The sequence below is a fragment of the Corallococcus terminator genome, from assembly GCF_049194865.1.
GTDB lineage: Bacteria > Myxococcota > Myxococcia > Myxococcales > Myxococcaceae > Myxococcus > Myxococcus terminator_A.
Genome location: NZ_JBLZWL010000112.1, coordinates 1 through 12,238 on the forward strand (window position 1 = coordinate 1; position 12,238 = coordinate 12,238).

Below are 12,238 nucleotides of genomic sequence, written 5' to 3' on the forward strand. Positions count from 1 at the left end.
CCTCCTCCTCCACTCGCGCCAGCACCTCCCCTTCCGCCACGTCCTCCACGCGCAGCTCGAACTCCACCGCCTCGTGGATGCGCTGCACCGGCCTGCCATCCACCTCGCCGAACGTCGTCCGCAGCGACTCGTGCCGCCACATCACCGCGCGAAACGCCTCCTCCAGCGCCTTCACCTCCAGCCGCCCCTTCAGCCTCGCGGCGAAGGGAGCGTTGTAGGCGAGCCCCTCGGGGTCGAGCTGAGCGAGGACCCACAGCCGCTGCTGCACGAAGGACTGCTCCACCACGCCACCGTGCGGCTGGTGCACCAACGGGGGCCGGCGCCCCGCTCGCTCCACCTTCGGGCGGGTGGACTGCTCGCTCTGCGACATGGTGCTCCTCGAGTCCTCGCGAAGTCCCGTGGCACCGCCGGGCGAGTCACGGGGCTCCCGCGTGAGAGGCAAAAAGAGGAAGAGAAGCCGTGCTTCAGGCCACGCGGACCTTGTGTCGGGAGTCCCCCGGCTCACCCGGCGCGGGCTGGACACCCCGGTCCGGCAGCAGCAGGTCATAGGGGTCCAGCGCATCCCCCGCGAGGCACTCCAGCTCCACGTCCATGCCCAACCCATGCCTCCGGGCCAGCTCCGTGAGGACGCGCGTCACCGCCTCGTCCTCCAGCGAAAACCCCGTGGAGTCGAACACCGTGGACCGCTTTCGCCAGTCCCCATAGCGCTCGGGATGCTGCACCACCTCGATGATGCTCGGGCCAACCTGCTCGGGCCGAAGCTGCTGGCACTCTCCCTCGACGAGCGCCTGCGCCAGGAAGTCCGGGCACACCAGGCTGCGCTCCAGCAGCGAGCGCGGCAGCTCCACCTTCCCCGGCAGGTCCGAGCCCACCGCGTTGACGTGCAGCCACGGCCGCAGCCGCCCGTCCTCCAGCACCGGCCCCTCGCCCACGCCCACGGACGTCACCGTGCACAGGATGTCCGCCTCCGCCTCCACCGTCTCCAGCGGCACCGCGCGCACGTCCAACCCGAGGAAGCCCACGCGCCTGGCGAAGGAGCGCTGTGCCGCCGGGTCCACGTCAAAGGCAAGCACCCGCTGGAAGGTGAACACGCGGGACAACGCATGCAACTGGGTGACGGCCTGCGCCCCACACCCCACCAGCCCCACCACCCGACTCTCCGGGTCCGCCAGATGGCGGCTCGCGATGGCGGACGCCGCCCCCGTGCGCAACGCCGTGGCCAGCACCCCGTCCACCACCGCCTTCAGATGCCCCGTCTCACAGTCATAAACGCTGTTCGTCGCGATGATGGTGGGAACCCCATAGCGCCTGGGATTCAGCGGGTTGTAGCCCACCACTTTGATTGTAATTGTTTCACCCTGACGCATCACCGGCATCCATTCCAGCACGCCTGTCCGAGCATTGCGCAGCGTGAAACCGTCCCGCTGCCGCAACTCCGTCCTGGACGTATCGAACGCTCGGAAAGCGCCTTCCACCGCCTCGATGACCTGGTCCATCAGGGCATCGAGTCCAACCTCCTGCACGAGCTTGCGCAGGTCCGCCTGGGTGACGAGAAGTGTCTTCACGGGCGCTCCCATCGGGTGGAGATGCGCTCACTCTGCATCATGCCGCGAGGCCTGTGAAGACAATCAAAACAAACAGACACACCATTACCAGACCAGAAGAATAATCACCCCTGATTGCCCATGACCACACTTGCCGACATTGCACGATTTACAGGGCCTAAGAACAAGCCGTATCGTTCCGCGCCGTGAGCACTCGAACGGACACCTCGGAGCTGTCGTGGGGTTGGGTTCGCAATCCCCGATTCGACCTTCTCTTCATCCTGGGGACCGCGGGACTGGGCTGTGTCTTCGCCCTGGCCGCGCTGGCGAAACCCTCTTTATTCCCCCTGCTGTTGACCATCGACGTGTGGCTGCTCGGCTACCACCACGTGGTGTCGACCTTCACGCGCCTGGGCTTCGATGGGGAGAGCCGACAGCAGCACCGCTTCCACATCTGGGTGCTGCCGCTGCTCGTCTTCAGCGGGACGTTCGCCGTGTACAAGTTCGCGGGCGTCTGGCCGCTGATGAGCATCTACTTCTACTGGCAGGGGTGGCACTACCTGCGGCAGAGCTACGGCGTCAGCCGCATCCTGGACCGGGCCTCGCGTCGGCCGCCCTCGGACAACCCGGCCACGGTGTGGATGCTGTATCTCCTGCCGCTGGCGGGACTGCTCCACCGCTCCGCGCAGGGCTCCACCACGTTCCTCAAGCTGGACGTGCGCATGCTGCCGGTGCCCCAGGAGGTGGCGTGGGTGGGCGCGGCCAGCGCGCTGGTGGCGGTGGCGGCCTGGGCGGTGCTCCAGGTCCGAGCGCTGCGCGCCGGCACTGGCAGTCCCGTGCAGACGCTCTACCTGGCCACGCACGCGGGCATGTTCACGCTGGGCTACTTCGTCATCCCCAGCCTGGAGACGGGCTGGCTGGGCCTCAACGTGTGGCACAACGCGCAGTACATCCTCATCGTCTGGCTGTTCCACAACCGCCGCTTCGGGGACAAGGTGAGCCCGGCGCACCCGTTCCTCTCCACGCTCAGCCAGAGCCGGCGGATGGTCCACTACCTGGTGGTCTGCATCGGCATCTCCGCGCTGCTCTACACCTTCATCCTCAAGGGACTCGGGTGGATTCCGGCGGCCAGCCTGCTCATCGTCCAGACGCTCAACTTCCACCACTACATCGTCGACAGCCTCATCTGGAAGGTGAGGCAGCAGGCGGTGCGGCGCAACCTGGGGCTCGCGACGTGAGCCCCGCCGTCACGCGGAGGGACTCACCCGCGTGACGGCCGGAACGACGGCCGGACGACTTCGCCCGGCCGCCGGTGCGTCACTCAGGAGCGAACGCGCAGCACGGAGCGACCGCCGTAGCGGGCCACCTTGCCCAGCTCCTGCTCGATTCGGATGAGCTGGTTGTACTTGGCGGTGCGGTCCGCGCGGGACAGCGAGCCCGTCTTGATTTGACCGCAGTTGGTGGCGACGGCGAGGTCCGCGATGGTGGCGTCCTCCGTCTCACCGGAGCGGTGGGACATCACGGCGGTGTAGCCCGCCTTGTGCGCCATCTCCACGGCGGCCATGACCTCCGACAGCGTGCCAATCTGGTTGACCTTCACCAGGATGGAGTTCGCGATGCCGTTCTTGATGCCGTCGGCCAGCCGCGTCACGTTGGTGACGAACAGGTCATCGCCGACAATCTGGACCTTCTTGCCGATGCGGTCCGTGAGCAGCTTCCAGCCGGCCATGTCGTCCTCGGCCAGGCCGTCCTCGATGGAGACAATGGGGTACTTCGCCGCCAGCCCCTCCAGGTACTTCACGTGGTCTTCGACGGAGCGCTTCTTGCCTTCGCCCTCGTAGTCGTAGACGCCGTCCTTGAAGAACTCGCTGGCGGCACAGTCCAGCGCCAGGGCGATGTCCTCGTTGGGGCGGTAGCCGGCCTTCTCGATGGACTTCATGATGAAGTCGAGGGCCTCCTCGGCGTTCTTGAGGTTCGGCGCGAAGCCGCCCTCGTCGCCCACGTTGGTGCCGTGGCCGGCCTCGGACAGGCCCTTCTTCAGGGTGTGGAAGACCTCGGCGCCCATGCGCACCGCCTCGGAGAGCGACTTGGCTCCCACGGGCATGATCATGAACTCCTGGAAGTCGATGGGGTTGTCCGCGTGCGCGCCGCCGTTGATGATGTTCATCATCGGCACGGGCAGCAGGTTGGCGGAGACACCTCCCACGTAGCGGTAGAGCGGCAGCCCGCGCGCGGCGGCGGCGGCCTTCGCCACGGCCAGCGACACGCCGAGGATGGCATTGGCGCCGAGCTTCTTCTTGTTCGGCGTGCCGTCGAGGGCAATCATCGTCTGGTCGATTTCGAGCTGCGCCTCCGCGTTCATCCCGCGAACCGCGTTGAACAGCTCGTTGTTCACCGCGGAGACGGCCTTCAGCACGCCCTTGCCGAGGTAGCGGCTCTTGTCGCCGTCCCTCAGCTCCACGGCCTCGTGCGTACCCACCGAGGCACCGGAGGGAACCGCGGCGCGACCGCGAATGCCGTTCTCCAGGATGACATCGACTTCGACAGTGGGATTGCCGCGACTGTCCAGAATCTCACGGCCTACGACACCGACGATTGTAGTCATCGCGCCTTCGTAGCGAAGCAGTCCAAGTGCGTCAAGACGCGAGTCCCCGACTGTCGGGCTCACGCGCTCCGGGCCTCCCGCTCCACGCGGTACTGCTCGATGGTGAGGTTGCGCACCCGCGAGCGGCGCCCCTCCTCGTTGTGCACGTAGCCCACGCTGGCCACGTACGGCTCGATGACGCGAATCTTCTGCAAGGGCGTCACGATGAGCAGCTGCAGGTCCAGGCGGCGGAACAGCTCCAGCCCGTACGCCGCCGACTCGTCCGAGCCCCGCCCGAAGGCCTCGTCGATGACCACGAAGCGGAACGAGCGCGAGCGCGTCTCGCCCCACTGCAAGCCGAACTGGTAGGCCAGACTCGCGGCCAGCACCGTGTACGCGAGCTTCTCCTTCTGTCCGCCCGACTTGCCGCCCGAGTCCGCGTAGTGCTCGTGCTCCTGGTCATCCGCGCGCCAGCGCTCCGAGGCGGAGAAGCTGAACCAGTTGCGCACGTCCGTTACGCGCTGCGTCCACTTCGCATCCGCCTCCGCCTCGCCCACGCGTCCCCGGAAGCGCTCGATGATGCGCTTCACCTCCAGGAACTTCTGTTCGGAGTACGCGTCATCCGAGCCCGAGCCCGAGCCCGAGCCCGTGAGCGTGCCCTCCGTGCAGGCGCGCAGGTCCTGCTGGAACTCGCGGATGTCGGCGTCCGCCGTGGGCACCAGCTCCAGGACGATGTAGCGGTCCGGGTTGTAGTCGATGGCCCGGAGCGAGCGGTTGATGGTGTCCACGCGCTCGCGAATGCCCTGCCGCTCCCGGTGGAGCTGCGCCTGGAAGTTGGCCACCTCGCGGATGGTGTTCTCGTTCAAGAGGCTCTTGAAGCGCGCCTCGAAGCGAGGCAGGTCATCCGCGCGCAGCGAGCCGAGCAGCGCCACGTATTCCGCCGCCGCCTCCAGGCTCGCCGCCAGCTCCTGGGTCTCCAGCGGAAACTCGGTGCGATAGGCCTGCATCGCGGCGAGGAGGGCGTCACGCACCCGCTCCTGCTTGCGCGCCTCGCTGTCGATGCGGGACTGGAGCCGCTCGCGCACCTGTCGCTCCCGCTCGTCACACGCGTCCGCTTCGAGCACCGCGCCCCCCATGCCCTCCGCGCAGAGCGTGGCCACGCGCGGGTAGCAGGCCTTGATGGCCTCGGACGCCTCGGCCCGCGTGCGGTGGCAGGCCGCCAGCGTCCGCCGCGTCGCGTCCTCCTTCTCCTCAAGCCGTCCCTGGCGCTTCTCCACCGTCTTCAAGGCCTGCTCCGTCGCGGCCAGCTCCTTCTCGACGGCGTCCAGCTCCCGCTCGAAGCCCCTGAGCACGTCGGACTCACTCTCCAGGGACTTGAGTCGCTCCTCCCTGCGCTGGATGTCGCTGGCGACCAGGCGCCAGTCCAGCTCACGGAAGGTGTCGAAGACGGCGAGCTGCCCCAGTTGCTCGGCCTGGGTCTGAAGCCTCGCGCAGCGCTGCTCGAGCGCCTCCCACCGCGCCGTGGCTGCCTGGATTCGCGCCTCCAGAGCCCGAGCCTCCGACTCCAGCGCCTGTCGCTTGCTGTCGTTCGTCCAACCCAGCACCCACTGCGAGCGGTCATCGATGCGACGCCGGTCGTCCTTCAGGTGCCGCTCCCCGCCCGACTTCACCTGCCCGGAACGGGAGAGCGCCTGACGCGAGCGCGTGAACTGCTCCGTCGTTTCGCAGCAGGTGTAGTCGAACTGTCGGGTGAGCTGAGCCTCCAGCCACGGCGCCATGCTGGAGCCAGGCTTGAGGGCGAGCTTGTGCGGGAGTGACTCGGCTCGTGCCGGAGCCACCCGCGCCTGGGCCTCTTCCCGGACGCGGTAGTAGACGAGCCGCTCGTTCAGATGGGTGCGGTCCACCCACTGACTCACCCGTGCGTATTCGGCGTCGGGCACCAGCAGGGAGACGCCCAGCGAGTACAGCACGCGCTCGATGGCCCCCGTCCAGTCCCGTTCCTCGTCACGGATGCGCAGCAGCTCTCCGGCGAACGGGAGTGTGTCCTCGGACAGCTTCAGGTCCGCGCACAGCCGGGCCCGGAGGTGGAGGAAGCGCGCGGGGATGTTGGAGCGCTGACGCCGAAGCGCCTCCAGCTCGACGGACACCGCTTCATGCGACCTCTTCAGGTCGCGCAGCTCCATGACGACCTCGGTGCGCGTGTTCTGGACCTCGGCCAGCTCACCCGCCGTCGCCTCGCGCTGGAGCTGGACGGTGCGCGTGTTGGAGAGAAAGACCTCCAGCTCCGTCGCGGCCGGCAGCCCCACGGCCTGGGCCATCCGCGCGTAGCGGTCCGCCTTGCGCAAGCGCTCCTCTCGCTCATGTCTGCGCTGGACCAGCTCCGCCTTCTCGGTCTCCAGGCGGTCTCCCCCGTTGGCGGAGATGGACTGACGCAGCCGGTCCCGGTCCGCGCCTTGCCGCTCGCGCTGCTCCCTCACCTGCTCCGCTTCGAGACGCACCTGCTCGCGCTCCGCCTCCAGGCCCGCCAGCCGCGCCTCGAACAGCCGCGCCTTCTGCTCGGAGAACCAGGGCCGCAGGGCGTCGCGGCAGCCTCGCAGCGCATCGAGCTCCGTGGACAGGACGGTGAAGCGCTCGTGGTCCGCCACCAGCGGCTCCAGCCGGCCCACCTGCCGCTTGGACTTGAGCACCGCCTCATGCGCGCGGTGGAGGTCATCGAAGTGCCCCATCAGCGCCGCCAGCCGCGTCTCCACGTCGAAGGGAGGCAACATGTGCTGGCGCACGAAGTCCGTCAGGTTGCCCACGGACTTCATCGACACCGTCTGGAGGAACAGGTCCAACGCCTGCTCGTTCTCCAGTCCGAAGCGCCGCCGGAAGGCCGCCTGATACGGAGGAAACGTCTCGTGCACCTCGCGTGAGAGGTCCTTGAGGCGCTTCTTCAGCGCGTTCAGGTCCGAGCCGCAGCGAGAGAAGTGCTCGGCGATGGAGAGCTTGCCATCCGCGACCACGTACAGCCGCGCGGGCTGGCCCTCCGGCTCGCGCATCCACATGACCTGGACGAGCGTGACGTCCTGGCCGTAGCCCTCGTTGTGGAAGTGGGCGAGCAGCACGGAGTACGTCGGCGCGTCACGGAGGAAGACGGGCCTGGCGCCCTGCCCTCCTTCCCCACGCTCGGACTTGTACTGGCCTCGCACGTAGGAGCGCAGCGAGCGCTCCCGAGCCTCCGCGCCGGCCGCCTTGTTATAGGCGAGCTTCTGGGGCGGGACGAACAGCGTCACCAGCCCGTCCACCAGCGTCGACTTGCCCGAGCCGATATCCCCGGTGAGCAGCCCGCTCTCGCCCTGAAGCTCCAGGTGCCATGCGCGCTGGTGGAAGGTGCCCCAGTTGTAGACCTCGAACCGGTGCAGTCGGAACCCCGCGCGTCCGTTGGGGGCATTGAAATCCAAGAGGTCCGCCTGCGTGAGAGGACGCACCGTGCTCATTCCCCACCTCCTTGTTGTTTCTCGACGAGCTGGGCGCGGTAGGCGGCGAGCCGCTGCTCGAAGTCCTCCAGCCACTGCGCATCGACGAAGGCCTTGAGGACGCGGCGGACCTCGAAGGTGTCCTCCTCCCCCAGCCTTCGGAGGAACCCCATCTCCACCGCGCGCTCGATGTCTTGATTCACCCGCTCCACCCACCGGACCTCGTTGGTGCCATCCGGAAGGAACAGCTTCACCAGCTCCTGCAGCTCATGGCGCCGGAGCACCAACCGGCTCCCACCGGCCGCGGCGTCCGCGTCCGCCAGCTTCTTGCGCAAGAGCGCGAGCAACAGGCTCAGGCCATACCCCAGCTGCCTGCGGGCGATGAGCCGTGGCAGCTCGGTTGCGCCTTCCCCCTCCGAGCGCTGTTTCAGGAACGCATGTCCCTCCGACTCGTCGAGCATCAGCCGCAGCCCGAGCACGGACACCTGGTCCCTCACGCGGGCCTGCAACTGGAGCAGGGACTGCCACAGCGCGGAGCTCTCCTCGCGGTAGACCACGCCTTTCAAGAGGGAGACGACGACGAGGGACAGGGCATCGGGGCCTTCGGAGGGACGCGGAGCGGGGGTCGTCATCGGAGAAAGAGCACCAGGGGAAGGGTGGCGCGGCGGGGATGACCGCTCGCATCGGTCCAGAAGAGTTCTTGCGTGCGGGCCTCGTCGACCGAGGAACGTCTGTCTTCAGAAGCCAGGCTCAGGTAGGTGACCAGCTCCGCGAGGCCGTGCTGCAAGGGATGCTCCCGCACCAGCTCCCCCAGGGAGATCTGCTCGCGTGACAGGAGGGCCTCGCGGACGTGCGTCTTCAGCCGCGCCTTGTCGATGAACGCGAGGTTGAAGAGGGCCTCGGAGGGGACGTCCTCGGTCGCATCCAGCACCTCCTCGTCCGCCATCCGATTGCGCGCGGGCGGTGAGTACATGGGGCGCTCCAGTGGAAGCTCGAGCGTGGGCGCCAGCTCGTCCAGCGACATGAGGGACGCGGTGGGCGGACGCATGCGCACGGCGAGGGCATGTTTCTCGATTCCGCGCAGCACCTGGAGGATGCGGCGGTTCTCCAACCAGACGCGGTCATCCAGGAAGCGGCGGAGCTGTCCGGACAATCTCGCCACGGTGCGCTGGGTGTGCTCGCCCGCCTCCAGCCAGTCGAAGTGGATGCGCGGCAGGCGCGAGTCCGGCTGGAGCGATTGAATCGCCGGGTGCGCCAGGACGCGCTCCAGGTTCCGGGTGAGGGCCTCCTTGCGCTCGGGGGACATGAGGAAGTCCCAGAAGGCGCGGAAGCTTCGCCCCTGGTCCGAGCCGTTGATGGCGTCCCGCTCGCCCAGCACCGTCTCCAGGAGTTCGCCGCGAGTGCCCTCCCACGTCGCGATGCGCTCCCGCACGCGCCGGTCCAGGGCATGGAACCCGTCCTCCAGCGCGCGGAAGTCCGACATCAGGCCGCGCGCGGTGTCGGACATCTGCTGGAAGCGGTCCTTGAGTGCGGACTCGTCCATCAAGTCCAGGTGGCCCGCGCGCACGCGAGCAATCTCCGCCTCCACCTCCGCCTTGCGGCGCTCCAGCTCCACCAGTCGCGCGTCGGGGTCCGGCTCGGTGCCCTCGGTCATCTCCTGGAGGAGATGGAAGACGGTGAGCAAGCGTGACTCGGTGCCGACGAAGGGTTGCTCGGTGAGCTGATTCACCCAGCGGATGGCGCGCTCCGCCGCGGGCGTCAGGTCGAAGTGCGGCTCATCCGTGTCGGGCGGATAGAATTTGCGCAGCCAGCCAGCACTGTCGGCGGCCCACTCATCGAGATACGCACCGGCACCGCGAGGAAACGCGGCCTCTCCGCGTCGCTCTCGCAGCGCGTGCAGGTGGTCTTCCAGGCGAAGCACCAGCTCCCGCTGGGGGATGGCGCGAGCGTTGGATTCGACGAAGACGCGGTGCAGGAAGCTGACGATGAGGGAGGCGTGGTCCGCGACGAGCAGCCGCCAAGCGGGATGCTTCAGTCGCAGGGATTCGAGCGTCGCGAAGTCCATGACGTATCACCCATACACCGCGCCTCTGACATGCCCGGGTGACCTCATGGAGTGGCTGCTTTGATGAAAAGTGAGCGCCCTGCCTGGTTGGTTGCCTGCCCGCGCGAAGCCAGCGACGGGAGTCATCCAAGATGCCCCTCATGAACCAACTCATGCGGGCAGGACTGGTGCTGGGCGCGCTGCTGTGGAGCGCCTGTGGCTCGGACGACGATGACGAGGGCGCCTGCGTCCAGGTGACGGTGTTCGCCCGGCCCCCGACAGGCGACTGCGCCTCCTATTCCTCCACGTGCGACGTACCTGACGGCTACGTGGAGTGCTGCGGCGGCTTCCTCGGCGGCTGCGTCGCCTCCGGCCCCAATGCCCGGTGCGTGGATGACTCCACGGATTCCTGCTCACCCGATACGGGCGGAGCGGACTGTCCGGGTATCTGCCAATAGCTTCTGAAACACGTCGAGCGCCCGTCCGCCTGCTCTCACGGTGCTCGACTACACGTCCGGCTTGGACGGGTCCTTCCCCTTCTTCTTGTCGTTCTTCCAGCCCCAGCTGGAGCTCCACATCCCGGGCCCCGTGAAGAGCACCGTGACGAGCGTCATCACCGCGGCGCCAATGAGAATCTCCCAGAACACGTCCACGCCTCCTTCGACAGAGTCAGCACCCGCCCCGCATCCCCGATGAAAGACGTCACCGTCCGCCCCGTCCAGGAAGAGTGGCACCTCGCCCACCCTCACGGGGACCGAACCGCCCGCTCCCTCGTGGTCCCGCCGAGAGGTCGCCCCGAGGACAATGCCGGGTGGCGTCAACGGCGCGGGACCCTACCAGCTCATGCCCCCAGTGCAATCGAGGACGGAGGCGTCCCCTCGGCGAGGCCGCTCCACCTCACGGTGGTACTGTGCCCGACGCATGCACCCACTTCCCATCCGTGGCCCGCACCGCTCGGTCGTCGTCGGCGCGTCCGTCTCTTCTCTTCGCCGCGCTCCGCTGCTCGTGGGCCTGCTGCTCGGCCTCTTCGGCTGTGAGGGGCGTCCCCCTCCGGAGAACCCAGGACCCGGGAGTCAGTGTCCCTCCGGAGGCTGCGGCGGCAGCGAGCCGCTCCGGCCCGAGGGCAGCGTGCGCATCGCGGCGTACAACGTGCACCGCCTCTTCGACACCGTCTGCGACTCCGGCAAGTGCGGCGGCTCCGAGTACGAAGCCCTGCCCTCTCAAAGCGAGTTCGATGCCCAGGTGGGTCGCCTCGCGAGCGCCATCACCACGCTCGACGCGGACGTGGTGATGCTCGCGGAGGTGGAGACCCAGGTCGGGCTCGACGCGCTCCAGGCCCGGCTCCCGGAGTTCCCTCACGCCGTGCTCGGCGAGACGGGCGGGACGGCGTCCGTGGACGTGGCGGTGCTGTCCGCCTTCCCCATCACCTCCGTGGGCAGCCACCGAGATCGCATCCTGAGTCGGCCGGATGGCTCGACGACGCGCTTCTCGCGCGAGCTGCTGGAGGTCCACCTGGATGTACGGGGCAAGGAGGTCATCGTCTTCGCCGCGCACTTCCGCTCGAAGGTGGATGACGACCCGGGCCGCCGTTACGCGGAGGCCGACACGTCGCGGGCCATCGTCTCGCAGGCCGCCGCGCGCGCGCCCAAGGCGCTGGTGGTGCTGGGCGGAGATCTCAACGATGTGCCCGGCTCGGCGCCCATCACCGCGCTGGAGCGCGACTCAGCCCTGCTGCGCGTGGCCAAGGACCGGCCGGATGACCAGACCTGGACCTATATGTACTCCGGGCAGAAGCAGGCCATCGACCACCTGTTCGTCGCGAACGCCTCCGGTGGCACCTATGTGCCGGGCACGTTCCGCGCGGCACGGGAAGGAACCCGTGGGTTCGGCGGCTCGGACCACGCCGCCGTGGTGGCGGACTTCCTTCCCTCGCCTTGAGGTGAAGCGTCAGCTCGCGGCGGGCACGGCCTGGATGTCCAGCTCGATATCCACCTTCTCGCCGACGAGCCATCCACCGTTGTCGAGCGTCTTGTTCCAACGGATGCCGTAGTCTGAGCGGCTGATGGTGCCCTTCGCGGTGTAGATGAGCCGCGTGCTGCCCCACGGGTCCTTCGACGTGGCGGTGTGACGTGCCTCGAACACGACGGGCTTCGTCACGTTGCGGATGGTCAGCTCCCCCAGGAGCCGGAAGCCCGAGCCGCCCGTGGGCTCCAGGCCCGTGCTGCGGAAGGTGAGCTTCGGAGCGTTCTCCACGTCCAGGAAGTCGGGCGAGCGCAGGTGCGTGTCACGGTCCGGCGAGCCCGTGTAGATGCTGGCGGAGTCCGCGCTCACCTCGACCTCGCCTTGCGTGGGCTGATCGGCGTCCATGCGCAGCACGCCGGAGACGCGCTCGAAGCGGCCATGCACCCGCGCCACCACCATGTGGCGGGCGACGAACAAGACAGAGGAATGCGCGGGGTCGATGTTCCAGGAAGTCACGGGCATGGGGGGAGCTCGTTGGTGAGGAATCGAGGGGGAGCGTCGCGAGCGGGTCACCGCGGACACAGCCATCCTAGAGAAAGAAACCACCCGGAGTGGTCAATTCTGATGAGGCTTCACGCATTGAGAC

Annotated in this window: 11 protein-coding genes; 3 read left to right on the top strand and 8 right to left on the bottom strand. The window is 68.0% G+C overall.

All coding sequences use genetic code 11. From position 1 onward, the window contains the following. Together ACN469_RS34280 and ACN469_RS34285 are read right to left on the bottom strand one after the other, a co-directional pair. Window positions 1-370: condensation domain-containing protein (locus ACN469_RS34280; protein WP_498774962.1), on the bottom strand; the 370-nt coding region annotated here is incomplete at its 3' end. Window positions 371-464: 94 nt separating this feature from the next. Further along, window positions 465-1,565, bottom strand: a complete 1,101-nt coding sequence (locus ACN469_RS34285) for an ornithine cyclodeaminase family protein (RefSeq protein ID WP_498774964.1) — start codon at window positions 1,563-1,565, stop codon at window positions 465-467. Between the two features lie 185 nt (window positions 1,566-1,750). Between ACN469_RS34285 and ACN469_RS34290 the strand changes: the two genes are divergently transcribed. Beyond that, window positions 1,751-2,782: a hypothetical protein gene (locus tag ACN469_RS34290; protein WP_498774966.1), complete on the top strand. Its 1,032-nt coding sequence runs from the start codon at window positions 1,751-1,753 to the stop codon at window positions 2,780-2,782. Between the two features lie 83 nt (window positions 2,783-2,865). Here ACN469_RS34290 and eno read toward each other — a convergent pair whose 3' ends face one another. The 4 genes from eno to ACN469_RS34310 are packed head-to-tail and all read right to left on the bottom strand — an operon-like array spanning window position 2,866 to window position 9,651. Next, the gene (gene eno, locus ACN469_RS34295; protein ID WP_498774968.1) at window positions 2,866-4,149 is read right to left on the bottom strand and encodes a phosphopyruvate hydratase; all 1,284 of its coding nucleotides are present in this window, start codon (window positions 4,147-4,149) and stop codon (window positions 2,866-2,868) included. Between the two features lie 59 nt (window positions 4,150-4,208). Beyond that, window positions 4,209-7,607 carry an ATP-binding protein gene (locus ACN469_RS34300; protein ID WP_498774970.1) on the bottom strand — a complete coding sequence of 1,133 codons (3,399 nt, stop codon included), beginning with the start codon at window positions 7,605-7,607 and terminating at the stop codon, window positions 4,209-4,211. Next, window positions 7,604-8,218, bottom strand: coding sequence for a DUF4194 domain-containing protein (locus tag ACN469_RS34305; protein WP_498774972.1), 615 nt, complete (start codon window positions 8,216-8,218; stop codon window positions 7,604-7,606). The genes ACN469_RS34300 and ACN469_RS34305 overlap by 4 nt, the downstream gene beginning before the upstream one ends. Then, on the bottom strand, window positions 8,215-9,651 hold the full coding sequence (locus ACN469_RS34310) for a DUF3375 domain-containing protein (protein WP_498774974.1): 1,437 nt from the start codon (window positions 9,649-9,651) through the stop codon (window positions 8,215-8,217). The genes ACN469_RS34305 and ACN469_RS34310 overlap by 4 nt, the downstream gene beginning before the upstream one ends. 140 nt (window positions 9,652-9,791) lie before the next feature. Between ACN469_RS34310 and ACN469_RS34315 the strand changes: the two genes are divergently transcribed. Then, window positions 9,792-10,088, top strand: coding sequence for a hypothetical protein (locus ACN469_RS34315; RefSeq protein WP_498774976.1), 297 nt, complete (start codon window positions 9,792-9,794; stop codon window positions 10,086-10,088). A 48-nt stretch (window positions 10,089-10,136) separates the two neighbouring features. Here ACN469_RS34315 and ACN469_RS34320 read toward each other — a convergent pair whose 3' ends face one another. After that, window positions 10,137-10,277, bottom strand: a complete 141-nt coding sequence (locus ACN469_RS34320; protein WP_498774978.1) for a hypothetical protein — start codon at window positions 10,275-10,277, stop codon at window positions 10,137-10,139. A gap of 274 nt (window positions 10,278-10,551) precedes the next feature. On the opposite strand from ACN469_RS34320, the gene ACN469_RS34325 reads away from it, so the two are divergent. Continuing rightward, a complete protein-coding gene (locus ACN469_RS34325) occupies window positions 10,552-11,568 on the top strand; it encodes an endonuclease/exonuclease/phosphatase family protein (RefSeq protein ID WP_498774980.1) in 1,017 nt (338 codons plus the stop codon). Window positions 11,569-11,577: 9 nt separating this feature from the next. Here ACN469_RS34325 and ACN469_RS34330 read toward each other — a convergent pair whose 3' ends face one another. Beyond that, the gene (locus tag ACN469_RS34330; RefSeq protein WP_498774982.1) at window positions 11,578-12,114 is read right to left on the bottom strand and encodes a YceI family protein; all 537 of its coding nucleotides are present in this window, start codon (window positions 12,112-12,114) and stop codon (window positions 11,578-11,580) included. Window positions 12,115-12,238: the final 124 nt, after the last annotated feature.

Excerpts from the sequence above, each read along its gene's own strand:
- eno (WP_498774968.1), bottom strand. The coding sequence starts at position 4,149 with ATGACTACAATCGTCGGTGTCGTAGGCCGTGAGATTCTGGACAGTCGC.
- ACN469_RS34300 (WP_498774970.1), bottom strand. The coding sequence starts at position 7,607 with ATGAGCACGGTGCGTCCTCTCACGCAGGCGGACCTCTTGGATTTCAAT.
- ACN469_RS34305 (WP_498774972.1), bottom strand. The coding sequence starts at position 8,218 with ATGACGACCCCCGCTCCGCGTCCCTCCGAAGGCCCCGATGCCCTGTCC.
- ACN469_RS34310 (WP_498774974.1), bottom strand. The coding sequence starts at position 9,651 with ATGGACTTCGCGACGCTCGAATCCCTGCGACTGAAGCATCCCGCTTGG.
- ACN469_RS34315 (WP_498774976.1), top strand. The coding sequence starts at position 9,792 with ATGAACCAACTCATGCGGGCAGGACTGGTGCTGGGCGCGCTGCTGTGG.
- ACN469_RS34325 (WP_498774980.1), top strand. The coding sequence starts at position 10,552 with ATGCACCCACTTCCCATCCGTGGCCCGCACCGCTCGGTCGTCGTCGGC.
- ACN469_RS34330 (WP_498774982.1), bottom strand. The coding sequence starts at position 12,114 with ATGCCCGTGACTTCCTGGAACATCGACCCCGCGCATTCCTCTGTCTTG.